Genomic DNA, 20,887 nt, shown 5'->3' with positions numbered 1-20,887 from the left:
GTCCACGGAAGGACCTCCTGAGAGCTATGACGGCGCGATTCTACCTCCGAGAGCGTCGAAAGAAAAGTGACAATTCACGGTGTTACAAAATGATGACAAATGGCACTTTCCTCCGCACGACGGCTCGGCCAGAATCTGTCATCCAATCGTCACAAACCGCCGGCCGGCGGCCGACGGTCCGCTGCCGCATCGGGACTTCCGAGTCCTTTCATGCCCTTCCTTGCCCGCGCTTAGGCGCCCGCTAGCCAGCAGTGTCCCGAACGTCCGGCAGGTATTCGAAAACCCCGGAGTTCATGGATTCACTCAATCGCGCCCTCTTCCTCGCCATCAACGCCTCGCCGAATGTGAGCGAAGGCGAATTGGCCCTCGCCGTCTTCCTGGCCAAATATCTGATCGTGCTGCTGCCGGTCGGGCTCGTCACGCTCTGGCTCGCGGGCGGCCGGGACCGTGAAGGTGGCGTTCACGGCCTGCTGGGCATTGCCCTCGTGTTGCTGATCAACTTCGTTATCGGACTGGCGTGGTTCGAACCGCGCCCGTTCGTTGTCGGGCTCGGCACGAATCTGCTGCCGCATGCGCCGACGAGCGCGTTTCCGAGCAACCACGGCGCGATCATGTTCACCGCCGCATTCGTCCTGATGGGCACGGCCGCACGCACGCCGCGCCTGCTTGGCAAACTGCTGCTGATTTGTGCGCTGCCGGTGTGCTGGGCGCGCATCTACCTCGGTGTGCACTGGCCGATCGATATGTTCGGTGCGCTGATCGTATCGATCGTGACCGCGCTCATCATGCGCACTGCAAGCGCAAGGGAGACGAGCCGCATCGTCGCGGCGATCCTCGAAGGCATTTATCGACGCCTGATGGCGTGGCCGATTGCGCGCGGCTGGCTGCGTCGCTAAGCGAAAAAAGGCGGGAGCGGAAAAAAACAGGAAGGAGGCTTGGGAGACTCGGGAGATCCGAATCTCCCAGTGGTGCTGCGCAGAGATGAATCAGCGGTGATATTCGCCAGCGGCTTCCGGCTGGTAATCGAGGCCGAGCAGTTCGAGCTCGATCAGATGGCCACCCGGCACCTGCCAGTGAATCGACTGGCCGACGCGCAGGCCCAGCAAGGCGCTGCCGACCGGCGCCAGCACCGAAATACCGTTTTCGGTGGCGGCAAGATGCTGCGGATACACGAGCGTTACGCGATGCTCCTGCTGCGTGGCGAGGTCACGATAGCGCACCACCGAATTCATCGTGGCGACGTCGGCCGGCATTTGCTCCGGGTCGACGACGCTCGCACGGGCGAGCTCTGTTTCGAGTGCCTCCACATACGGCAGGGCCGTGCGCGGCGCATTCTCGATGACCGAATAAAGACGATCGAGGTCGAGAGACGAGACAGTGATCGGAGGACGTTGCGAGTTGGCGGTGGACATGTCGACGGGCCTTGAATTTCCTTGGCATTGAGTAAAGGTGCCTTCAATCTAACAGAAGCCCCGCGCCGGGAGAAGTCCCGGACTTTGGCGCCATCCGCTAGAATCGACGCATTAAGGTGAATAGGCCGTCGCGCCGCAGAGCTGAACCCATGTCCGAAACCACGACCAATGCCGCGCTGTTCGAGCGCGCCCAGCAAACCATTCCCGGCGGTGTGAACTCGCCCGTGCGTGCCTTCCGTTCGGTGGGTGGCACGCCCCGCTTCATCGCCCGTGCGCAAGGCCCCTACATGTGGGACGCCGAAGGCGTGCGTTACATCGATTACATCGGTTCATGGGGACCGATGATCGTCGGCCACCTGCATCCGGAAGTCGTCGCTGCCGTGCAGAGCGCCATGTCGCAAGGCTTCAGCTTCGGCGCGCCAACGCAGGCCGAAGTCGTGATGGCCGAGGAAATCTGCCGTCTCGTGCCGTCCATCGAGCAAGTGCGTCTGGTGTCGTCGGGCACCGAAGCGACCATGAGCGCGCTGCGTCTGGCGCGCGGCTTCACGGGCCGCAACAAGATCGTCAAGTTCGAAGGCTGCTATCACGGTCATGCCGACAGCCTGCTGGTCAAGGCCGGCTCGGGCCTGCTCACCTTCGCCGATTCGACGCGCAATGCACCGTCCTCGGCCGGTGTGCCGCAGGAAGTCACCCGCGACACGCTCGTGCTGGAGTACAACAACGTCGATCAGTTGCGTGAACTGTTCGCGGGTCAGGGCAGCGAGATTGCCGCGGTGATCGTCGAGCCGGTTGCCGGGAACATGAACCTCGTGCGCGGTTCGCGCCACTTCCTTCAGACATTGCGCGAGTTGTGCACGGCTCACGGCGCCGTGCTGATCTTCGACGAAGTGATGTGCGGATTCCGTGTCGGGCTGGGCGGCGCGCAGGCGCTTTACGGCATTACGGCCGACCTCACGTGCCTGGGCAAGGTCATCGGCGGCGGCATGCCTGCGGCGGCCTTCGGCGGACGCCGCGACATCATGTCGCATCTGGCGCCGCTCGGCGGCGTCTATCAGGCCGGCACCCTCTCGGGCAACCCGCTGGCGGTGGCCGCAGGTCTGGCCACGCTCAAGCTGATTCAGGCACCGGGCTTCTATGAAGATCTGGCCAAGCGCACCTCGAAGCTGGTGACCGGACTGGTCGACGCCGCGCAGGCAGCGGGCGTGCCGTTCTCCGGCGACAGCGTCGGCGGCATGTTCGGGCTGTATTTCCGAGCCAGCGTGCCGCAAAGCTTCGCAGAAGTCACGACGTCGGACGTGGCTCGCTTCAACAAGTTTTTCCACGCCATGCTCGATCGGGGCGTCTATCTGGCGCCGAGCGCGTTCGAAGCGGGCTTCGTTTCCGCCACGCACGACGACACGATCATCGATGCGACGATCGACGCGGCGCGCGACGCCTTTGGGACGATTGCCTAAGCGCTGTTCTGCGCCCGTCTACCATGGGCTGCGTGGCACGTGCCACACATTGCGAAATCGCTGGATCTGCCGGACCGGTCTGACATCGGCCCGGCCATAACAAGGGGAAACATCATGCAGACGTTGCTGCCGATCAAGCTCCGCCAATCGTTCCTGCGCTGGCTCGCGCTGGGACTGCTCGCGTCGTTGCTGTCCGCCTGCGGCTACAACGAAATTCAGGTCAAGGACGAAGCGGTCAAGGCCTCGTGGAGCGAAGTCGTGAACCAGTACCAGCGACGCGCCGACCTGGTGCCGAATCTGGTCAACACCGTGAAGGGCTACGCTTCGCACGAGCAAGCCACGCTCACGGAGGTGATCAATGCGCGCGCCAAGGCGACGAGCATTACGGTCACGCCGGAGACGCTCAACGACCCGGAAGCGTTCAAGCGCTTCCAGCAGGCGCAGGGCGAGCTCTCCGGTGCGCTGTCGCGTTTGATGGCCGTCTCTGAGAACTATCCGAACCTGAAGGCTGACGGGCTGTTCCGGGACCTGCAATCGCAGCTCGAAGGCACGGAGAACCGCATTACCGTGGCACGCAACCGCTACATTCAGGCGGTGCAGGACTACAACGTGTATGTGCGTCAGTTCCCCAACAATCTGACGGCGAAGGTGTTCGGCTACGCCACGAAGCCGAATTTCACGGTGGACAACGAAAAGGCCATCTCCACGGCACCGGCCGTCAAGTTCTGAGGACCCCGCGATGGCGGCTTTCCTTCAGTCGAAGCGTTTGCTGTGGATCTTGTGGGCGCTTGCGCTGGCGAGTCTGTGCTCGCTGGCGCTGCCGGCCGGCGCCGACGCGCTGGTCGCCGTGCCCGCACTCACCGCCCGTGTGACCGACTTGACCGGCACGCTCACGCCCGAGCAGCGCAACGCCCTGGAAAATCAGCTCGCGCAGTATGAACAGCAGCGCGGCAGCCAGATCTTCATTCTGATGCTGCCGAGCACGGCGCCCGAGACCATCGATCAGTACAGCATCCGCGTGGCCGACGCATGGAAAGCCGGCCGCAAGGGGATCGATGACGGCGTGATCCTGCTCATCGCGAAGGACAATCCGAACGACCTGCGCAAGATGCGCATCGAAGTCGGTCGCGGCGTACAAGGCTCGCTCACCGATGCGATCTCCGGACGTATCCTGCGCGATGTCATGGCCCCCTACTTCCGCCAGGGCGACTTTTTCGGCGGTCTGGCCGCCGGCGTGGCCGCCGTACAGGCTGCCATGAACAACGAGGCCCTGCCGGCGCCCAACCTGCCTGCCACGCGCGCGCCGCATTCCGATCTGTCCGATTTCCTGCCGCTGCTCTTTATCGTCTTCATCATTGCGATGGTGGTGCTCATGGAGAGCCGCAGGCGTTTCCGTGGCGCCGGACTCCCCGGCGCAGACCCCAACGATCCGCGCTCGCGCGTGCTCACCGGGCAGCGCGGACGCATCGGCCCCGGTGGCTGGGGCGGTATCGGTGGCGGCATTGGTGGCGGTCTCGGCGGTGGCTGGGGACGTAACGACGGCGGTGGCGGCGGCGGCTTTGGTGGTGGCGGTGGTGGCGGTGGTGGCTTCGGCGGCGGTGGCGGCGGTGGATTCGACGGCGGCGGCTCGTCGGGGAACTGGTGAGCGCCATGACCACAGCACACGAGAAGGACATCGCGATGCCGCAAAGACCGCAACGGCCACACGACATCTCGCGCTGGTTGCGACACGCCGGCACGTGGCGCGCCCATGCCCGCTGGCTGTTTCCCGACAACGCTCTCGATACGCTGGAGCACTCGATCCGGGCGTCCGAGCGCGAACACCGCTGCGAGATCCGTCTGGTGATCGAAGCGGCCATGCCGCTGGCGAACGTCTGGCGTGGGCAAACCTGCCGTCAACGCGCCGTTCAGTTGTTTCATCAACTGGGGGTCGCGCACACAAGCGAGCGCACAGGCATACTGCTGTACATCAACATCGCCGATCACGATATCGAGCTGATCGCCGACAAGGGTGTCAATGCGCTGGTGGCCGCGCGCCGATGGGACGCCGTGGTCGCGCAGATGAGCGCCGGTTTTCGTGACGAACGCTATGTCCAGAGCGTGCTCGACGCGCTGAACACCCTGCGCGGCATTGCGCGCGAATCCCTGCCGGCCCAGGCCGGCGCAGCCCCGGACAATGCCCTGACCGACCGGCCGCTGATGCTCTGACGATCCGACGTCTCATGTTTTCCGAACAGGATTTTGCTTACATGCGCCGCGCGCTGGCGCTCGCCGAGCGTGGAATGTTTACCACCACGCCGAACCCTCGCGTGGGCTGCGTGATCGTGCAGGACGGGCGCGTCATCGGTGAAGGCTTCACTCAGCCGGCCGGCCAGGACCACGCCGAAGTGCAGGCGATGAAAGACGCCCGCTCGCGTGGCGAATCAGTGCGTGGCGCGACCGCCTACGTGACGCTGGAGCCGTGCAGCCATTACGGACGCACCCCGCCATGTGCGAAGGGGCTCATCGAAGCGGGCGTCAAACGCGTGATCGCCGCGATGGAAGACCCGAACCCGCTCGTCGCCGGACGCGGTCTGGGCATGTTGCGCGAGGCAGGCATCGAGGTGCGCTGCGGATTGCTGGAGAACGAAGCGCGTGAGATGAACATCGGCTTCATCGCCCGCATGACGCGCGGCACGCCGTGGGTGCGCATGAAGGTCGCCGCGAGCCTCGACGGGAAAACCGCGCTGCACAACGGTGTGAGCCAGTGGCTGACCGGTCCGGCCGCGCGCGCCGACGGCCATGCGTGGCGCGCGCGGGCCTGCGCGATTCTCACGGGCATCGGCACCGTGCGCGAAGACGACCCATCGCTCACCGTACGCGAAGTGGAAACCACACGTCAGCCGCTGCGTATCGTCGTCGACTCGCATCTGGACGTCTCGCCGACCGCCAAGGTGCTCGCCGACGGCAACGCGCTGGTGGTCTGCGCCAATGGCGACGCCGCACGCGCGTCGCGTCTGCGCGATCTGGGCGTGGAAGTGCTCGATCTGCCCAATGCCCACGGCAAGGTCGAACTGCCCGCGCTGATGCGCGCGCTCGGTGAGCGTCAGTTCAACGAAATTCACGTGGAAGCCGGCTACAAGCTCAACGGCTCGATGCTGCGCGAAGGCTGTGTGGACGAGTTGCTGGCCTACTTTGCGCCGTCCATCGTCGGCGACGCACAGGGCATGTTCAACCTGCCTGCGCTGACTTCGCTCGACGACACCCTCGCACTTGCGTTCACCGACGTGCGCCTGATCGAAGCCGATCTTCGTGTCATCGCTCGCGTGAAGCGCTGAGATCGCGCGAACATCGCAGTCGTCGATACAAAAACGGGGGCACCGCAACTGACGGTGCCCCCGTTTTCTTCGTGCGCTCGGCAAACCCTTGCCGTGCGCACGCCGCTCACACGTGGAAGCCCACGCGACCGAGCGACTCCATTTCTACCGACACGTACTGCCCCGGCTGGATGTATTCGGCCGGCGTGGCGCCACCCGCCATCACGATCCAGCCCGCCTGCAACGGCTCGCCCGCGGCCGCCGACAGTCGCGCCGCCGCCACCAGCGAGCGCAGCGGATGCCCCAGCAGCGCCGCCGTCGACCCGACTTGCACGGTACGGCCGTTGATCGACATCGCCAGCCCGAGATTCGAGAAGTCGACGTGCGGGTCATGCCAGGCGCCGATCACGAAACCGCTCGACGATGCGTTGTCGGCAATCACTTCCGGCAGCGTGAACTTGAAGTCCTTGTAACGCGAATCGATGATTTCGATGGCCGGTGCGATCGCCTCGACCGCCGCGAGCGCCTGCGGGCCCGTCACGTTGCCTTCGAGCGGCTTCTTCAGAATGAAGGCGATCTCCGGCTCGACACGCGGATGCACGTAACGCTTGAAGTCGATGGATGTCCCCTCCTCGACCTGCATGCCCGAGGTCAGACGGCCCCAGATGACATCCGAGAGTCCCATCTGAATCATCTTGGCGCGGCTGGTGAAGCCCATCTTCACGCCGACACGGGTCTCGCCACGTTCGGCGCGGCGCGCGAGCGAGGCGGCCTGAATGGCGTAGGCGTCGTCAAGCGACAACCGGTTGTCGGTATCGAACTGTTCGACTTCGTGGGCGAAGTGCGCTGCGTCGTCGAGCAGCTTGGCGTAATCGTGGATGTGGCTCATCGTGCAGCCTCGCTGGCAGGTTCAAAGACGGCGCGGACCGAGCCCAGGCCGTTGATGCGTGTCTCGAAGATGTCGCCCGGAGTGACCGCGGCCATCGGGCCAAGCGCACCGGAGAGCACCAGATCGCCGGCCTTGAGCGGTGTCCCCACGGCGGCCATGGTGCGGGCAAGCCACACGACGGCGTTGATCGGGCTGCCCAGACAGGCTGCGCCCGCGCCCACCGACACCGGCTCGCCACGACGCTCCAGCACCATGCCGCACATGCGCACGTCGAACTCGGAGAGTTTTTTCGGCGTATTGCCGAGCACATAAGCGGACGACGATGCGTTATCGGCGATCGTATCGGTAATGCGAATGTTCCAGTCGGCCACGCGGCTGCCAACGATTTCCAGCGCAGGCAGCGCGTATTCGATGGCGTTCAGCACATCGAGCTGTCCCGGATTGTCGACGTTCAGATCGCGGCCGAACACGAAGGCAATCTCGGCCTCGATCTTCGGTTGCGTGAGGATCGACGCCGGAATCGGTTCTCCATCGCCGTAGCCCATGTCGTCGAAAAGCATGCCGAAGTCCGGCTGGTCGACGCCGAGTTGCTTCTGCACGGCAACCGACGTCAGGCCGATCTTGCAGCCCACGATGCGGCGTCCGGCCGCCAGACGCCGTTCCGTATTGATGCGCTGAATCGCGTAGGCGTCGTCGATGGTCAGCGGCGCGAACGTCTCGCGCAGCGGGGCGATGAAGCGGCGCGAACGTTCGGCTTCGAGCAGCGCGTCGGCGGCCTGTTGCAGACGCGCCTGCGTGGCGGCGTCGCGAGGTGTCGTAGCGCTCATCACACGCCTGCCTTGGCCGGCGCGGCCGGCTCATCCTTGGTGCGCTCGCCCACGGCCCAGTGCGCAGCCGGGACCTGCGTGGCGAAAACGCGAATCGATTCGAGCGGCGCGCCGAGGGTCTCGTGCACCGTGCGTGCCACCGCCTTCACACAGGCTTTCACGGTGGCGTCGTCTCGACCTTCCACCAGGTTGATATGTACGATCGGCATGTTGGTATCCCCTGAAAATGCCCAAACGAGTACGAGTGCTGAAAGCTTCGTGCGCCCATGATGCGCGCGCAACCGGATACCGTCCAATACCAATTTCCGAGATTCCGATACCATTTCGGTATCAGACACAGGATCGGGCGTTGGAACGAATGCCCAGGACGACACATGGATATCAAGCAAATGCGGTACTTCCTCGCCGTGGCGCAGGAAGGCCATTTCGGGCGCGCCGCCGAGCGGCTGAACATGGCGCAGCCCCCGCTCACCCGCCACATCCACGCCCTCGAAGCGCAGTTGGGCACGCCGCTGTTCGTGCGCACGCCCAAGGGCGCCACGCTCACCGCCGCCGGTCAGACTCTGCTCGCCGAAGTGCCGAACATTCTGTCGCTCACGCGCCGGGCGGAGGAGCAAACGCGCCTGGCCGGCGAGGGATACATCGGGCGGCTCGACGTGGGCATTTTCAGTTCGGGCATTCTCGATGTCATTCCCCGGCTGCTGGCGGGCTTTCACACCGAGCGCCCCGAAGTCAAGATCGGCCTGCACAACCTCTCCAAGACGGAACAGATCGCCGCGTTGCGCGAGCGACGCATCGCCATCGGTTTTAACCGTCTGATTCCCGACGAACCGGATCTTGTCGTCGACTGGATTCATCGCGAGCCGTTTCTCGTCGCGCTCTATGAAGGGCATGCGCTGTGCAAGCGCGCCTCGCTCACGCTCGCCGATCTCGACAACGAACGGATGATTCTCTATCCGAACGCGCCGGTGCCCGGCCTTGCCGAGGAAGTGACGGCCGCCTTCCGCGCGGAAGGGCTCACGTTGCGCGTGGAGCAGGAGGTGGAGGACGTGGTGACGTCGATGGCGCTGGTGGCGAGTCGCTTCGGTGTGTGTGTGACCACCGAGTCGGCGGCGAATCTGCGCCTGCCCGGCGTGGTGTATCGCCCGCTGAAATCGAAGCGTCTGCGCTCGATCGAGCTCAATTGCATGTACCGGCGCGACGACGATTCACCGATTCTGGCCGCGTTTCTCGCGCTGATACGACAGTCGCGCAATCATCGGCACACCTTGCCGATGTAAGCCGTCAACGAGGGGAACGAGTCCAGCGGCTGAATGCAAAACATCCAAATTGGATTTCAATTCACGCAGGATTGTATCCAAAATGTCCTGATGCGCGATCGGCCGACGAACATCAACGTGACCCCGATTTGCCGATTTCGCCGGCTGGCGCCCCTGCTTTGATCTGCGTAGTACTACGGAGTATTGCTGTGACGACTCTTATTTTCTTCTTTTGACCCTTTTGAAACCCTTTATCCACGCGGGTTTCGAGGGGGCTCTGGATAGCTGTTTCTATTGGGGGGCGTATTACGCTACTATGGCGCATCGTTCGAGCCGGCAACGGCAGAATGATCCAATACCGACCAGGTTCAGCAGTCGATTAAGACCCCCGCATGCGCGGGTAGTCAAAAAATACAAATCAAGGAGATGTCCACAATGCAGTTCCGTCACAAATCCCTGTTCGTCGCCGCTGCTCTCGCCCTCCTCGGAACGGCCGCCAACGCCGAGACCGTCAAGATCGCCATCGCCGGCCCGTTCAGCGGCTCGGTTGCTCAGTACGGCGACATGGTCAAGGCCGGTGCGCTGACCGCGATCGAACAGGTCAACGCCGCTGGTGGCGCCAACGGCAACAAGCTCGAAGCCGTGTTCATGGACGACGCATGCGAGCCGAAGCAGGCTGTCGCCGTCGCCAACAAGATCGTCAGCCAGAAGATCAAGTATGTGATCGGTCACGTGTGCTCGGGCTCGACCATCCCGGCATCGGACATCTACGAGAACGAAGGCGTCGTGATGATCACGCCGTCGGCCACCGCACCCCAGCTGACCGAAGGCAAGAAGCGCCACTTCATCTTCCGCACGATCGGCCGTGACGACCAGCAAGGTCCGGCAGCCGCTCAGTACATCATCAACAAGGTCAAGCCGAAGAAGGTCGCCGTGCTGCACGACAAGCAGTCGTACGGTCAGGGCATCGCCACCTCGGTGAAGAAGGATCTGGACGCCGCCAAGGTGCCGGTCGTGCTGTTCGAAGGCATCAACGCCGGTGACTCGGACTACTCGGCGGTCATCACCAAGCTCAAGTCGCAAGGCGTGGACTTCGTCTACTTCGGCGGCTACCACCCGGAAATGGGTCTGCTGTTGCGTCAGGCACGTGAGCAAGGCGTGAAGGCCACGTTCATGGGACCGGAAGGCGTGGGCAACAAGGACGTGACGGCCATCGCCGGCCCTGCCTCGGAAGGCATGCTCGTGACGCTGCCGGCCGACTTCGCAGCGGACCCGGCCAACGCCAAACTGGTGAAAGCTTTCGCCGACGCCAAGCGTGACCCGAACGGCCCGTTCCAGATGCCGGCTTATACCGGTGTCAAGCTGATCGCCGACAGCATCGCCGGCGCGAAGAGCACGGACTCGGAAAAGGTTGCCAAGTATCTCCACGCCAACACGTTCGACACGCCGATCGGCAAGGTTGCGTATGACGCAGCCGGCGATCTGAAGTCGTTCAAGTTCGTGGTGTTCACGTGGCACAAGGACGCTACCAAGACCGCCGCCAACTGATTCCCTGACGCTTTACCGGCCAGCGAATCACCCCCAGCCGCCCGCCGCCCCCGGCGGGCGGCTCGCATTCGCGCTCGGCCCCCGCTAGTCGCGAGGCTTCCCGCATGAACGAATTTTTCCCACAGCTCGCCCAGCAACTGGTCAATGGCCTGACGCTGGGCGCGATCTACGCGTTGATTGCCATCGGCTACACAATGGTCTACGGCATCATCGGCATGATCAACTTTGCCCACGGCGAGATCTACATGATCGGTGCCTATGTCGGGCTTGTCACTCTGACTGCAATCGGAACGGCGGCGGGCTACCCCTTGCCGCTCGTGCTGGGCGCAGCGCTGCTGGTGTCGGTACTGGTCACGGGCCTGTACGGCTTCGCGATCGAGCGGGTGGCGTATCGCCCGCTGCGCGGCGGACCTCGCCTCGGACCGCTGATCTCCGCGATCGGCATGTCCATCTTCCTGCAGAACTACGTGCAGATCGGTCAGGGCGCGCGTGACGTTTCCGTGCCGATGCTGATCTCGGGCGCCATCGACATTCCGATGGGCGACTTCACCGTGACGATTCCCTACGCTCGCATGCTGATCGTGGGGGTGACGGTGGCACTGATGATTCTGCTCACGCTCTTCATCGCGAACTCGCGCATGGGCCGCGCCTGCCGTGCCTGCGCCGAGGACATGCGCATGGCCAACCTGCTGGGCATCGATACGAATCGCGTGATCTCGTTCACGTTCATTCTCGGCGCCATGCTCGCGGCCGTGGGCGGCGTGCTGATCGGCCTGACTATCGGCAAGCTCAATCCGTACATCGGCTTCATCGCCGGCATCAAGGCCTTCACGGCAGCGGTGCTTGGCGGTATCGGCAGCATTCCCGGCGCCATGCTGGGCGGCGTGCTGCTGGGCCTGGCGGAGACGCTCGCCTCGGGCTACATGCCCTCCGAATACAAGGACATCGTGGCGTTCTGCCTGCTGGTGCTGGTGCTGCTGTTCCGCCCGACCGGCCTGCTGGGCAAACCCGACGTCGAGAAAGTCTGAGGTCGACCATGACACAACAACTCACCATGAAGTCCGGCGCCGCCAACCGTGCGCCGGCAGGAGAGACGCTCAAGGGTGCGGTCATCGCCGCAATCGTGACGATCATCCTCACGGCCCCCATCCTGGGCCTGCAACTGAAGCTCGATGGCTACAAGGTCGTGCTGGAGCAACACTGGCGTCCGGTCTGGATCGCGACCGCCATCGTGTTCGTCTTCCAGTTGATCAAGCCGTTCCTGCTGCGCACGAAACGCGCGGTGACGTTGCCGACGATGCCCACGATGGGCCGCCGTCAGCAGCTCATCGCGATGTGGGTGCTGCTCGCCGTCGGGCTGGTGTGGCCGTTCATCGGCTCGCGCGGCGCGGTGGACGTTGCCACGCTCGCCCTCATCTACTGCGTGCTGGGCCTCGGCCTGAACATCGTCGTAGGATTCGCGGGCCTGCTCGATCTGGGTTACGTCGGCTTCTACGCCGTGGGCGGTTATACGTACGCCCTGCTCAACCAGTACTTCGGACTCACGTTCTGGGAATGCCTGCCGCTCGCTGCGCTCATGTCGGCGACCTTCGGCTTCCTGCTGGGTTTCCCGGTGCTGCGCCTGCGTGGCGACTATCTCGCCATCGTGACGCTCGGCTTCGGTGAAATCATCCGTCTGCTGCTCAACAACCTGACCAGCCTCACCGGCGGCCCCGACGGCGTGTCGGGCATTCCGAAGCCCAGCGTGTTCGGCTTCGAAATGGCACGCTCGGCCAGTGTCGAAGGCGCGAAAACGTTCCATGATCTGATCGGGCTGCCGTACAGCGGATCGCACATGGTGATTTTCCTCTACCTGCTCGCGTTTGCACTGGTGGGCTTCACGCTGTTCGTGACGAGCCGTCTGATCCGCATGCCGATCGGCCGTGCCTGGGAAGCCCTGCGCGAAGACGAAATCGCCTGCCGCTCGCTCGGCCTGAACCCCACGCGCATCAAGCTCTCCGCGTTCACGCTGGGGGCCTCGTTCGCCGGACTCGCCGGCGCGTTCTTCGCGGCGCGTCAGGGGCTGGTCACGCCCGAGTCGTTCACGTTCATCGAGTCGGCACTGATTCTCGCCGTGGTCGTGCTCGGCGGCATGGGCTCGCAGATCGGCGTGATTCTCGCAGCCATTCTGCTCACGATCCTGCCGGAAGTCGCGCGCGACTTCGCCGAGTACCGCATGCTGATCTTCGGTCTGGTGATGGTGCTGATGATGATGTGGCGTCCGCAAGGTCTGCTGCCTGCCACCCGCCCGCATGTGGAGTTGCCGCAATGAGTGCAGAACTGTTGAAACTCTCCGGCCTGCAGATGCGCTTCGGCGGTCTGCTCGCCGTCGACGGCGTCGAGTTCGACGTCCGCAAGAACGAGGTCTTTGCGATCATCGGCCCGAACGGCGCCGGCAAAACGACCGTCTTCAACTGCGTTGGCGGCTTTTACCGTCCGACCGGCGGCACGATCACCCTCGATGGCGCCGATATCACCGGTCTGCCGAGCCACATGGTCGCGCGGCGCGGTCTGGTGCGTACGTTCCAGAACATCCGCCTCTTCCGTCAGTTGACGGTCGTGGAGAACCTGCTCGTGGCACAGCACATGACCGTGCACACCGGCTTTCTCCAGGGGCTGTTCTCCACGGGCGCATTCCGACGCGCGGAGCGCAAGGCGCTCGAACGCGCCAAGATGTGGCTCGACCGCCTCGGCCTCACCCCGGTTGCCAACCGGGAAGCGGGCACGCTGTCGTACGGGCACCAACGCCGTCTCGAGATTGCGCGCTGCATGATCACCGAGCCGCGCCTGCTCATGCTCGACGAGCCGGCAGCCGGCCTGAATCCGCAGGAGAAGGTCGAATTGCAGCAGCTGGTCGACAAGCTGCGCCATGAGTTCGGCATTTCGGTGCTGCTCATCGAACACGACATGAGTCTCGTGATGGGGGTCTCCGACCGGATTCTCGTGATGGAACACGGCAAGCCGATCATGACCGGCAAGCCCGACGAGGTGCGCAACGACCCGCGCGTCATCAAGGCCTACCTCGGGGAGGAATAATGCTCAAGCTGGAACAGATCCATACCCATTACGGGGCCGTCGAGGCGCTCAGCGGCGTATCGATCGAAGTGAACAAGGGCGAGATCGTCACCCTCATCGGCAGCAACGGCGCGGGCAAGACCACGCTGATGATGACCGTGTGCGGCACACCACGCGCGTCGAGCGGTCGTGTGATGTTCGAAGGCAACGACATCACTGCGCGCCCGACGCACGAAATCATGCGCATGGGCCTGGCGATTTCGCCGGAGGGCCGTCGGGTGTTTCCGAGCCTGACCGTCATCGAGAATCTGAAGATGGGCGGCTTCTTCGCGTCCAACGACGAAATCGACGCCGGTATGGACCACGTCTTCAAGTTGTTCCCCCGACTGGCACAACGCGGCAAACAGCGCGCCGGCACGATGTCCGGCGGCGAGCAGCAGATGCTGGCCATCGGACGCGCCCTGATGAGCCGCCCGCGTTTGCTGTTGCTCGACGAACCGACGCTCGGTCTGGCGCCGCTCGTGATCGCGCAAATCTTCGACATCATTCGCGCGATTCGCGAGGAAGGCGTGACGGTGTTTCTGGTGGAGCAGAATGCCAACAAGGCGCTGCATGTGGCCGACCGCGGCTATGTACTCGAAACCGGTCGTGTCGTGCTCGCCGATTCGGCCGATAACCTGCTCGCCAACGACGACATCAAGCGCGCTTACTTGGGCGCATGAGTGGGTGCATGCATGATTGCTGCATGAGCGGCGTGTGATGCCGTGATTCGCCACCCGGCGACGAAAAAGGGGGACGCGCCTTCGGGCACGTCCCCCTTTTTTCGTCACAACGATCACATCGGTCCGACGTCACTTCATGAGATCGACCAGTTGATCGAGCGCCTTGCCCCAGCCGTCGTGGAAGCCCATGGCTTCATGCTGCGCACGCGTCGCTTCGTTGCCGTGAATCGCAATCGCGGTGTAGCGCGTGCCCTTGCCCTGCGCTTCCATGAGCACCGCCGCCGTGAACTGAAAACCGCCATGTTCGGCCTCGGGGGCGGGCGCCGGACGATATCCGGGCAACACCGCGTTCGTCCACACGAGCCGCGCGTTTTCGACCACTTCCAGATAACAGCCGACGTTCGGATACTCCTGCCCCTCCGGCGAGCGCATCACGGTATGAAACCGTCCGCCGGGACGCAGATCGATCTCGCACTCGACCGTTTTCCAAGGCGCTGGCGTGAACCACTTCTTGAGATGTTCCGGCTGCGTCCACGCCGCCCAGACACGCTCGCACGGCACATCGACATAGCGCTCGAGGACGAGGTCCAGTTTCGGATCGACCGAGAATAGGCTGGTTTGGGTGGATTGATTCGACGGCTTGGCAAGGCTCATGGTCGCGTCTCCTTCATCTGTAGCAGATAGTTGTCGAGTTGGTCGAGGCGGCGCGTCCATTTGTCGCGCTGCAACTGGAGCCAATCCTGTGCGCCCGCGAGCGTCTGTGTCTCCAGCGCGTACGTTCGCACGCGCCCGGTCTTGCGCGAGACGACCAGCCCGCTTTCCTCCAGCACGTTCAGATGCTGCGAGAACGACGGCAGCGCCATGGAAAACGGACGCGCCAGTTCGCTGACCGACGCCGGTCCCATCGTCAGGCGCTCGACGACCGCCCGACGTGTGGGGTCGGACAGCGCCTGAAAGATTCGGTCGAAGGGGATGGATTGGTTAGCCATGTGCCTAACTATAGTTGCCGCAATTACTTAGGTCAATACCTTCATATCAATGGATTTCCGTGGTTCGAAACAAGAGATCGGACGCTGGCGGGCATCCGCTTGGCGTAGAATAGAGCCTTTCCAAATTCAGCCCCCGCGTTGCCGCTATGCCGTTGGCCACTACAGAAGAAATCATTGCCGAGCTGAAGGCCGGCCGCATGGTAGTCCTCGTTGACGAGGAAGATCGTGAGAACGAAGGCGACCTGGTCATGGCAGCCGAATTCGCGACCCCCGAAGCCATCAACTTCATGGCCAAGTACGGGCGCGGCCTGATCTGCCTCACGTTGACGCAGGCCCGCTGCAAGCAGCTGAACCTGCCGCTCATGACTTACCGCAACGGCACGCAATACGGCACGGCGTTCACGCTGTCGATCGAGGCGGCGGAAGGCGTGACGACGGGCATCTCCGCGGCGGACCGCGCACATACGGTGCAGACGGCGATCTCGCGCGATGCGCGTCCGGAAGACATTGTCCAGCCGGGTCACGTGTTCCCGATCATGGCGCAGCCCGGCGGTGTGCTGGTGCGCGCCGGTCACACGGAAGCCGGGTGCGACCTCACCGCGATGGCGGGCCTCACGCCGGCCGCCGTCATCTGCGAGATCATGAACGACGACGGCACGATGGCGCGTCTGCCGCAGTTGATGGAATTCGCCGAGCAGCACAACATCAAGATCGGCACGATCGTCGATCTCATTCACTATCGCAGCCGCACCGAGTCGATGATCGAGACGGTGGCGTCGCGCGAAATGCAGACCGCGTGGGGACCGTTCCAGGCAACGTTGTATCGCGACAAGCCGAGCGGCAACCCGCATCTGGCGCTGGTGCGCGGCACGCCCCGCCCGGACGACGAAACCCTGGTGCGCGTGCACGAGCCGCTGTCGGTCATGGATCTGCTCGAGACCGGCGTGTCCACGCACTCGTGGACGCTGGCCGGCGCGATGCAGGCGATTGCCGAGGCCGGCAAGGGCGTGGTCGTGCTGCTGAACTGCGTGGAAACGCCGGAGCATCTGTTCAACCAGTTCGAAGCGCTCGACGAAACCGAGAAGGCTGCACGTGCGAAGCGTCGTCCGGTGGACTTCCGCACGCACGGCGTCGGCGCGCAGATCCTGCGCGAGTTGGGCGTCGGTAAAATGCGGGTGCTGTCGAGTCCGCGTAAGATCCCCAACATGGCGGGTTATGGCCTCGAGGTGACCGGCTTCCAGCCGATGCCCGGCGTCGAGACTGCCTGAGCATTCCATTTCGACGGCCCGCCCGCAAAGGCGCAAAGGCGGGGCGTCATCTTGCCGAGCATCGCTGTCTCGGGTGCATCGGCATTACGTTGGCCGCACCGCCTGGACGGTACTTTTTTGAGGAAGACCATTATGGAAATCGGACAATACCAGCCGGAACTCGACGGTGAAGGCCTGCGTGTCGGTATCGTGCAAGCCCGCTTCAACGACGCCGTTTGCGCCGCGCTGCGCGAAGCCGCCGTGGCCGAACTCGAACGCCTGGGTGTCGACGGCGAAGACGTATTGCTCGTAACTGTGCCCGGCGCACTGGAAATTCCGCTGGCATTGCAAAAAATGGCCGAATGCGGCCAGTTCGACGCGCTCATCGCGCTCGGCGCGGTCATCCGCGGCGAGACGTATCACTTTGAGCTGGTGTCGAACGAAAGCGGTGCCGGCATCACGCGCATCGGTCTCGATTTCGGCATCCCCATCGCCAACGCGGTGCTCACGACCGAAAACGACGAACAGGCCGAAGTGCGCGCCGCCGAGAAGGGCCGCGATGCAGCCCGCGTGGCGGTGGAAATGGCCAATCTGCTCGAAGCCATCGACATGCTCAGTGGCGACGACGGATCGGATGAAGACGAAGACGAAGAAGAGGAAGATCGGTAATGAAGAGTGCACGGCGCCGCGCGCGCGAATTTGCGCTGCAAGGAGTGTATCAATGGCTGATTTCGCGCGGCCACGCGAGTGAGATCGATGCTCACCTGCGCTCCACCCCTGGCTATGACAAGGCGGATCAGGTTCTCCTGGAAGCTGTGCTGTACGGCAGCATCCGCGAGGCGGACGCCTTGTCGCAGCAACTCCAGCCCTATCTGGATCGGCCGGCAGCGCAGTTGTCGCCCATCGAACATGCCGCACTGATTGCGGGGGCCTACGAACTGATCCACCTTCAGGACGTGCCGTACCGCGTGGTGATCAACGAGGCGGTCGAAGTCGTGAAGACGTTCGGCGGCCCGGACGGCCATCGCTTCGTGAACGGTGTGCTCGACAAGTTCGCCGCAGAAGTGCGTCCGGCCGAAGTTGCCGCGAATCGCAACGGCGCTCGCGGCAAGAACGCCTGAGGTCTCGCCGGCTGCCACCGGCTTCGGCCGATTTTCCGATACCCCCCGCCCCCATGGATCGCACGCCCAATCTCGCTCCCGCGCTGACACTCGCGCAACGTGTCGACGATATCGCTCCCTTTCACGTCATGGAACTGGCCAAACAGGCCGCGCTACGGGAAAAGGCAGGGCACCGGGTCATTCACATGGGGATCGGCGAGCCGGATTTTACGGCACCCGAGGCGGTCATCGAGGCTGCGGCGAAGGCCATGCGCGACGGTCGGACGCAGTACACCGGCGCGATGGGCATTCCCGCGTTGCGCGAGGCCATCTCCGGCTACTACCGTAGTTTTTACGGCGTGGACGTCGATCCGTCGCGAATCGTCGTGACGGCCGGAGCGTCTGCGGCGCTCGTTCTGGCGTGCGCTGCGCTCGTCGGTGTGGGCGACGAAGTGCTGATGCCGGACCCCTGCTATCCGTGCAACCGTCACTTCGTGTCGACGTTCGATGGCAAGCCGGTGCTGATTCCGTCCGGCCCGGCCGAACGTTTCCAGTTGACCGCGCAGCGCATCGAGTCGCACTGGGGACCGAAATCGCGGGGCGTCTTGCTGGCGTCGCCGTCCAATCCGACGGGAACGTCCATCGAGACGGACGAATTGTCGCGCATCGTCAAGACGGTGCGCGCGCGTGGCGGGTTCACGCTCGTCGACGAGATCTATCAGGGCCTGTCGTATGACGGCAAGCCGACCACGGCACTGAGCTTCGGCGACGACGTGCTGGTCGTGAGCAGCTTCTCGAAGTACTTCAATATGACGGGGTGGCGTCTGGGCTGGCTGGTGGTACCGCCCTCGCTGGTGCCCACGTTCGAGAAACTGGCGCAAAACCTGTTCATCTGTCCGTCGGCCGTCGCGCAACATGCGGCAACGGCGTGCTTCCTGCCGCAGACACTGGCGATTTACGAGGAGCGCAAGGAAGCGTTCCGTCAACGCCGCGATTACGTCGTGCCCGCGTTGGAACGACTCGGCTTCAAGGTCCCGGTCATGCCGGACGGCGCTTTCTACGTCTACGCGGATTGCACCGGCGTCTCGCATCCGCATGCCGGCGACAGCGACCAGCTCACGCAGTCATTGCTCCAGCAGGCCGATGTCGTGCTCGTGCCGGGCCTGGATTTCGGTTTTGCCGAACCGCGACAGTACATTCGTCTGTCGTACGCGACATCCCTTGCTCAGTTGCAAGAGGCCATGGATCGCATCGGCAAGGTCTTCGCAGCAGGCTGAGTCTCTGATTGACCAAGCCGAACCCACGAAGCAGTCCCCATAGCGCATCGCGTGCGCGCCCCAAACAAAAAACCCATCGAATCGCTTCGATGGGTTTTTTGTTGGCTGCGCTGACGTCTCTACTATATAGATAGCATCGCGAACCGATGGATGCGCCGGCCGTGGCGCATCGCGCGAGGTCGCGGCCCGTTCAGGCCACCTCCGGCCATATCAGGCCGCCGTGCTGTCGTCCGCTTCGAGCTTGCCGGCCGAAGCCGCCTTTCCCGTCGAGGTCGATGCTGCCGGCGCAGGTGCCGACTCCGACGTCGTGTCTTCCGACTTGCCCGCCGAGACCGGCTTGGCGACCGGCTTGGTCGAACTGACGATCACCGGTGCCTGCGGCTCGTTCGGCGAAACCTTGCGTCCCATCGACACGCCGCGCAGACGATCACGCTCGGCGAGTACCTTGGCGCCGTAGCCGCCGTCACCGGCGCTGGTCGAGCCGACATAAAGACGCAGACCACCCGCGAGCGAACCGCCGCGTGCGATGCATTCCTTCAGAATCAGCGCGCCCACCTTGATATTGGCGAGCGGATGCAGCGCCGCTTCCGGACCGCCGAAGTATTCGAGCTTGTCCTGATGCACCTTCGACATGACCTGCATGAGGCCCTGGGCGCCGACGGTGCTCTCCGCATACGGGTTGAAGCCCGATTCGATCGCCATCACGGCGAGCAGCAGCAGCGGGTCGAGGCCCACTTCCTTGCCGGTCGAGTAAGCCGCGCGCACGAGGTTGCCCGTCACGTCGCCCGCCACGCGATAGCGGCGTGCGAGGTAGTCGGCGACAGCGATCTGCTCACGCGTATCCAGCACCTTGGTGGCACGCGCATCGGCAGCCACACGCTGGTTCGGAATATAGGCGGCCAGCACGGCGGCCGACGGCACGTGTTGCGCGGCTTGGGCCATCATCGTCGAGTTCGACGGGGTACCCTGGGCGACCACGCCGCCGTTGGCGCCCTGGCCGGCCGCATTGGCCGAACCGGTGGCTGCCTCGAGCAGCGGACCCACGCGCGATGCCAGATCGGCACGCCACGTCGGTCGAGCCCACAACGCCAGCGTGCCGACCACGGCAACCAGACCTACCGCGCTGGACGCATACAGTCCAGCACGACCGCCGTGCCATGCCAGGCGACGCCAATCGCGGCGAGCCACGGCTACCGTCGCCGCGCCGCGCGCACGCAGCGCACCGAACACGGCCAGTAGCCAGGGTGATAAACCAGACTTCTTCATACTACGTACTCCGGTTACGCCGTCACCACGGGGTGGCCCCGGGGCGTAAGGAAGTAAGCCGGTATGCCCGCCAGGCATCCCGTGAAGCGCTTACTTACGGCATATGGAACGAGGCGGTGCATCGTGTTTGTCATTGACGATGCCGCTACCGCCGCAGCGCGCCGACCTGTTCAGGTCCCCGGCGCTGACGAGCTATCGCTCGCGCTGCTTCCTAAAACACTGGCTTCCCGACCTCGGTGAGAAAACCAGCCACTGAAAATCCACGTCGATGTTGTAGTTGTCGCTAAGCTTGAGCGGGTCGGCCTACCCGTCATCGAAGCCGCCTTTCTGGATTCAACGGGCGGATTGTAGCAGTGATATATAAACCGTCAATACTATTAATCCGGAAAATCATTACCAAAAGTAATTTGTAACAGGTGTTTTGCCGTGACGTTCGGCCGCCTTGGCCGGTAAAATGCCCTGCCTCACCCCGCGTTTACAAGGGTGTCACTCCGACATTCAACGGATTCAAACGCCCGTTTACTCCGGGCGTATGAATTTCGTAAAA

Annotated in this window: 23 protein-coding genes; 16 read left to right on the top strand and 7 right to left on the bottom strand. The window is 63.7% G+C overall.

The genetic code is table 11. The features are described 5' to 3' along the window. Positions 1–293: 293 nt before the first annotated feature. Positions 294–896: a phosphatase PAP2 family protein gene (locus PCA31118_RS15790; protein WP_150626081.1), complete on the top strand. Its 603-nt coding sequence runs from the start codon at positions 294–296 to the stop codon at positions 894–896. Between the two features lie 90 nt (positions 897–986). Here PCA31118_RS15790 and rnk read toward each other — a convergent pair whose 3' ends face one another. Further along, positions 987–1,412, bottom strand: a complete 426-nt coding sequence (gene rnk, locus PCA31118_RS15785) for a nucleoside diphosphate kinase regulator (protein WP_150626080.1) — start codon at positions 1,410–1,412, stop codon at positions 987–989. 149 nt (positions 1,413–1,561) lie between these two features. On the opposite strand from rnk, the gene hemL reads away from it, so the two are divergent. The 5 genes from hemL to ribD all read left to right on the top strand — a co-directional run bounded on the left by hemL (position 1,562) and on the right by ribD (position 6,183). Next, positions 1,562–2,866: a glutamate-1-semialdehyde 2,1-aminomutase gene (gene hemL / locus PCA31118_RS15780; protein WP_150626079.1), complete on the top strand. Its 1,305-nt coding sequence runs from the start codon at positions 1,562–1,564 to the stop codon at positions 2,864–2,866. A 114-nt stretch (positions 2,867–2,980) separates the two neighbouring features. Next, the gene (locus PCA31118_RS15775) at positions 2,981–3,595 is read left to right on the top strand and encodes a LemA family protein (RefSeq protein ID WP_150626078.1); all 615 of its coding nucleotides are present in this window, start codon (positions 2,981–2,983) and stop codon (positions 3,593–3,595) included. 10 nt (positions 3,596–3,605) lie between these two features. Next, positions 3,606–4,511, top strand: a complete 906-nt coding sequence (locus PCA31118_RS15770) for a TPM domain-containing protein (protein WP_150626077.1) — start codon at positions 3,606–3,608, stop codon at positions 4,509–4,511. A gap of 5 nt (positions 4,512–4,516) precedes the next feature. Continuing rightward, positions 4,517–5,074: a TPM domain-containing protein gene (locus tag PCA31118_RS15765; protein WP_150626076.1), complete on the top strand. Its 558-nt coding sequence runs from the start codon at positions 4,517–4,519 to the stop codon at positions 5,072–5,074. 14 nt (positions 5,075–5,088) lie between these two features. Continuing rightward, the gene (gene ribD, locus PCA31118_RS15760; protein ID WP_150626075.1) at positions 5,089–6,183 is read left to right on the top strand and encodes a bifunctional diaminohydroxyphosphoribosylaminopyrimidine deaminase/5-amino-6-(5-phosphoribosylamino)uracil reductase RibD; all 1,095 of its coding nucleotides are present in this window, start codon (positions 5,089–5,091) and stop codon (positions 6,181–6,183) included. A 106-nt stretch (positions 6,184–6,289) separates the two neighbouring features. Here the strand turns inward: ribD and PCA31118_RS15755 are convergent, their stop codons facing one another. Genes PCA31118_RS15755 through PCA31118_RS15745 form a run of 3 tightly spaced genes read right to left on the bottom strand, consistent with a single transcriptional unit; the run spans position 6,290 to position 8,087 of the window. Beyond that, positions 6,290–7,051 (bottom strand): 2-keto-4-pentenoate hydratase, encoded by a 762-nt coding sequence (locus PCA31118_RS15755; RefSeq protein ID WP_044454586.1) that lies wholly within the window; start codon positions 7,049–7,051, stop codon positions 6,290–6,292. Beyond that, positions 7,048–7,878, bottom strand: a complete 831-nt coding sequence (locus tag PCA31118_RS15750; protein ID WP_150626074.1) for a 2-keto-4-pentenoate hydratase — start codon at positions 7,876–7,878, stop codon at positions 7,048–7,050. Before PCA31118_RS15750 ends, PCA31118_RS15755 begins: the two co-directional genes overlap by 4 nt. After that, a complete protein-coding gene (locus tag PCA31118_RS15745; RefSeq protein ID WP_150626073.1) occupies positions 7,878–8,087 on the bottom strand; it encodes a tautomerase family protein in 210 nt (69 codons plus the stop codon). The genes PCA31118_RS15750 and PCA31118_RS15745 overlap by 1 nt, the downstream gene beginning before the upstream one ends. 165 nt (positions 8,088–8,252) lie before the next feature. Between PCA31118_RS15745 and PCA31118_RS15740 the strand changes: the two genes are divergently transcribed. The 6 genes from PCA31118_RS15740 to PCA31118_RS15715 all read left to right on the top strand — a co-directional run bounded on the left by PCA31118_RS15740 (position 8,253) and on the right by PCA31118_RS15715 (position 14,461). Next, complete coding sequence (locus PCA31118_RS15740) at positions 8,253–9,158, top strand: LysR family transcriptional regulator (RefSeq protein ID WP_150626072.1); 906 nt, start codon at positions 8,253–8,255, stop codon at positions 9,156–9,158. Positions 9,159–9,572: 414 nt separating this feature from the next. Beyond that, entirely contained in the window at positions 9,573–10,685 is a 1,113-nt protein-coding gene (locus PCA31118_RS15735; RefSeq protein ID WP_150626071.1) for a branched-chain amino acid ABC transporter substrate-binding protein, read from the top strand. 104 nt (positions 10,686–10,789) lie between these two features. Then, positions 10,790–11,713 (top strand): high-affinity branched-chain amino acid ABC transporter permease LivH, encoded by a 924-nt coding sequence (livH, locus tag PCA31118_RS15730; RefSeq protein ID WP_044454576.1) that lies wholly within the window; start codon positions 10,790–10,792, stop codon positions 11,711–11,713. An 8-nt stretch (positions 11,714–11,721) separates the two neighbouring features. Further along, a complete protein-coding gene (locus tag PCA31118_RS15725; protein ID WP_150626070.1) occupies positions 11,722–12,996 on the top strand; it encodes a high-affinity branched-chain amino acid ABC transporter permease LivM in 1,275 nt (424 codons plus the stop codon). After that, positions 12,993–13,760 carry a high-affinity branched-chain amino acid ABC transporter ATP-binding protein LivG gene (gene livG, locus PCA31118_RS15720; protein WP_150626069.1) on the top strand — a complete coding sequence of 256 codons (768 nt, stop codon included), beginning with the start codon at positions 12,993–12,995 and terminating at the stop codon, positions 13,758–13,760. Before PCA31118_RS15725 ends, livG begins: the two co-directional genes overlap by 4 nt. Continuing rightward, complete coding sequence (locus PCA31118_RS15715) at positions 13,760–14,461, top strand: ABC transporter ATP-binding protein (RefSeq protein ID WP_150626068.1); 702 nt, start codon at positions 13,760–13,762, stop codon at positions 14,459–14,461. Before livG ends, PCA31118_RS15715 begins: the two co-directional genes overlap by 1 nt. Positions 14,462–14,590: 129 nt before the next feature. Here the strand turns inward: PCA31118_RS15715 and PCA31118_RS15710 are convergent, their stop codons facing one another. Both PCA31118_RS15710 and PCA31118_RS15705 read right to left on the bottom strand, forming a co-directional pair. Beyond that, positions 14,591–15,115 carry an SRPBCC family protein gene (locus PCA31118_RS15710; RefSeq protein ID WP_150626067.1) on the bottom strand — a complete coding sequence of 175 codons (525 nt, stop codon included), beginning with the start codon at positions 15,113–15,115 and terminating at the stop codon, positions 14,591–14,593. Then, complete coding sequence (locus tag PCA31118_RS15705; RefSeq protein ID WP_150626066.1) at positions 15,112–15,450, bottom strand: ArsR/SmtB family transcription factor; 339 nt, start codon at positions 15,448–15,450, stop codon at positions 15,112–15,114. The genes PCA31118_RS15710 and PCA31118_RS15705 overlap by 4 nt, the downstream gene beginning before the upstream one ends. A gap of 146 nt (positions 15,451–15,596) precedes the next feature. On the opposite strand from PCA31118_RS15705, the gene ribBA reads away from it, so the two are divergent. The 4 genes from ribBA to PCA31118_RS15685 all read left to right on the top strand — a co-directional run bounded on the left by ribBA (position 15,597) and on the right by PCA31118_RS15685 (position 19,074). Then, positions 15,597–16,718: a bifunctional 3,4-dihydroxy-2-butanone-4-phosphate synthase/GTP cyclohydrolase II gene (gene ribBA, locus PCA31118_RS15700; protein ID WP_150626065.1), complete on the top strand. Its 1,122-nt coding sequence runs from the start codon at positions 15,597–15,599 to the stop codon at positions 16,716–16,718. Between the two features lie 132 nt (positions 16,719–16,850). Next, positions 16,851–17,366, top strand: coding sequence for a 6,7-dimethyl-8-ribityllumazine synthase (gene ribH / locus PCA31118_RS15695; RefSeq protein ID WP_044454562.1), 516 nt, complete (start codon positions 16,851–16,853; stop codon positions 17,364–17,366). Continuing rightward, positions 17,366–17,818 (top strand): transcription antitermination factor NusB, encoded by a 453-nt coding sequence (nusB, locus tag PCA31118_RS15690; protein ID WP_150626064.1) that lies wholly within the window; start codon positions 17,366–17,368, stop codon positions 17,816–17,818. The genes ribH and nusB overlap by 1 nt, the downstream gene beginning before the upstream one ends. A gap of 53 nt (positions 17,819–17,871) precedes the next feature. Then, positions 17,872–19,074, top strand: a complete 1,203-nt coding sequence (locus PCA31118_RS15685) for a pyridoxal phosphate-dependent aminotransferase (protein WP_150626063.1) — start codon at positions 17,872–17,874, stop codon at positions 19,072–19,074. A 210-nt stretch (positions 19,075–19,284) separates the two neighbouring features. Here PCA31118_RS15685 and PCA31118_RS15680 read toward each other — a convergent pair whose 3' ends face one another. Continuing rightward, complete coding sequence (locus PCA31118_RS15680) at positions 19,285–20,340, bottom strand: lytic transglycosylase domain-containing protein (RefSeq protein WP_150626062.1); 1,056 nt, start codon at positions 20,338–20,340, stop codon at positions 19,285–19,287. Positions 20,341–20,887: the final 547 nt, after the last annotated feature.

It is taken from the genome of Pandoraea captiosa, from assembly GCF_902459775.1.
GTDB lineage: Bacteria > Pseudomonadota > Gammaproteobacteria > Burkholderiales > Burkholderiaceae > Pandoraea > Pandoraea captiosa.
Note: the sequence above shows the minus strand (reverse complement) of the source record. Positions and strands in the feature narration are given on the sequence as shown.

Excerpts from the sequence above, each read along its gene's own strand:
- PCA31118_RS15790 (WP_150626081.1), top strand. The coding sequence starts at position 294 with ATGGATTCACTCAATCGCGCCCTCTTCCTCGCCATCAACGCCTCGCCG.
- rnk (WP_150626080.1), bottom strand. The coding sequence starts at position 1,412 with ATGTCCACCGCCAACTCGCAACGTCCTCCGATCACTGTCTCGTCTCTC.
- hemL (WP_150626079.1), top strand. The coding sequence starts at position 1,562 with ATGTCCGAAACCACGACCAATGCCGCGCTGTTCGAGCGCGCCCAGCAA.
- PCA31118_RS15775 (WP_150626078.1), top strand. The coding sequence starts at position 2,981 with ATGCAGACGTTGCTGCCGATCAAGCTCCGCCAATCGTTCCTGCGCTGG.
- PCA31118_RS15770 (WP_150626077.1), top strand. The coding sequence starts at position 3,606 with ATGGCGGCTTTCCTTCAGTCGAAGCGTTTGCTGTGGATCTTGTGGGCG.
- PCA31118_RS15765 (WP_150626076.1), top strand. The coding sequence starts at position 4,517 with ATGACCACAGCACACGAGAAGGACATCGCGATGCCGCAAAGACCGCAA.
- ribD (WP_150626075.1), top strand. The coding sequence starts at position 5,089 with ATGTTTTCCGAACAGGATTTTGCTTACATGCGCCGCGCGCTGGCGCTC.
- PCA31118_RS15755 (WP_044454586.1), bottom strand. The coding sequence starts at position 7,051 with ATGAGCCACATCCACGATTACGCCAAGCTGCTCGACGACGCAGCGCAC.
- PCA31118_RS15750 (WP_150626074.1), bottom strand. The coding sequence starts at position 7,878 with ATGAGCGCTACGACACCTCGCGACGCCGCCACGCAGGCGCGTCTGCAA.
- PCA31118_RS15745 (WP_150626073.1), bottom strand. The coding sequence starts at position 8,087 with ATGCCGATCGTACATATCAACCTGGTGGAAGGTCGAGACGACGCCACC.
- PCA31118_RS15740 (WP_150626072.1), top strand. The coding sequence starts at position 8,253 with ATGGATATCAAGCAAATGCGGTACTTCCTCGCCGTGGCGCAGGAAGGC.
- PCA31118_RS15735 (WP_150626071.1), top strand. The coding sequence starts at position 9,573 with ATGCAGTTCCGTCACAAATCCCTGTTCGTCGCCGCTGCTCTCGCCCTC.
- livH (WP_044454576.1), top strand. The coding sequence starts at position 10,790 with ATGAACGAATTTTTCCCACAGCTCGCCCAGCAACTGGTCAATGGCCTG.
- PCA31118_RS15725 (WP_150626070.1), top strand. The coding sequence starts at position 11,722 with ATGACACAACAACTCACCATGAAGTCCGGCGCCGCCAACCGTGCGCCG.
- livG (WP_150626069.1), top strand. The coding sequence starts at position 12,993 with ATGAGTGCAGAACTGTTGAAACTCTCCGGCCTGCAGATGCGCTTCGGC.
- PCA31118_RS15715 (WP_150626068.1), top strand. The coding sequence starts at position 13,760 with ATGCTCAAGCTGGAACAGATCCATACCCATTACGGGGCCGTCGAGGCG.
- PCA31118_RS15710 (WP_150626067.1), bottom strand. The coding sequence starts at position 15,115 with ATGAGCCTTGCCAAGCCGTCGAATCAATCCACCCAAACCAGCCTATTC.
- PCA31118_RS15705 (WP_150626066.1), bottom strand. The coding sequence starts at position 15,450 with ATGGCTAACCAATCCATCCCCTTCGACCGAATCTTTCAGGCGCTGTCC.
- ribBA (WP_150626065.1), top strand. The coding sequence starts at position 15,597 with ATGCCGTTGGCCACTACAGAAGAAATCATTGCCGAGCTGAAGGCCGGC.
- ribH (WP_044454562.1), top strand. The coding sequence starts at position 16,851 with ATGGAAATCGGACAATACCAGCCGGAACTCGACGGTGAAGGCCTGCGT.
- nusB (WP_150626064.1), top strand. The coding sequence starts at position 17,366 with ATGAAGAGTGCACGGCGCCGCGCGCGCGAATTTGCGCTGCAAGGAGTG.
- PCA31118_RS15685 (WP_150626063.1), top strand. The coding sequence starts at position 17,872 with ATGGATCGCACGCCCAATCTCGCTCCCGCGCTGACACTCGCGCAACGT.
- PCA31118_RS15680 (WP_150626062.1), bottom strand. The coding sequence starts at position 20,340 with ATGAAGAAGTCTGGTTTATCACCCTGGCTACTGGCCGTGTTCGGTGCG.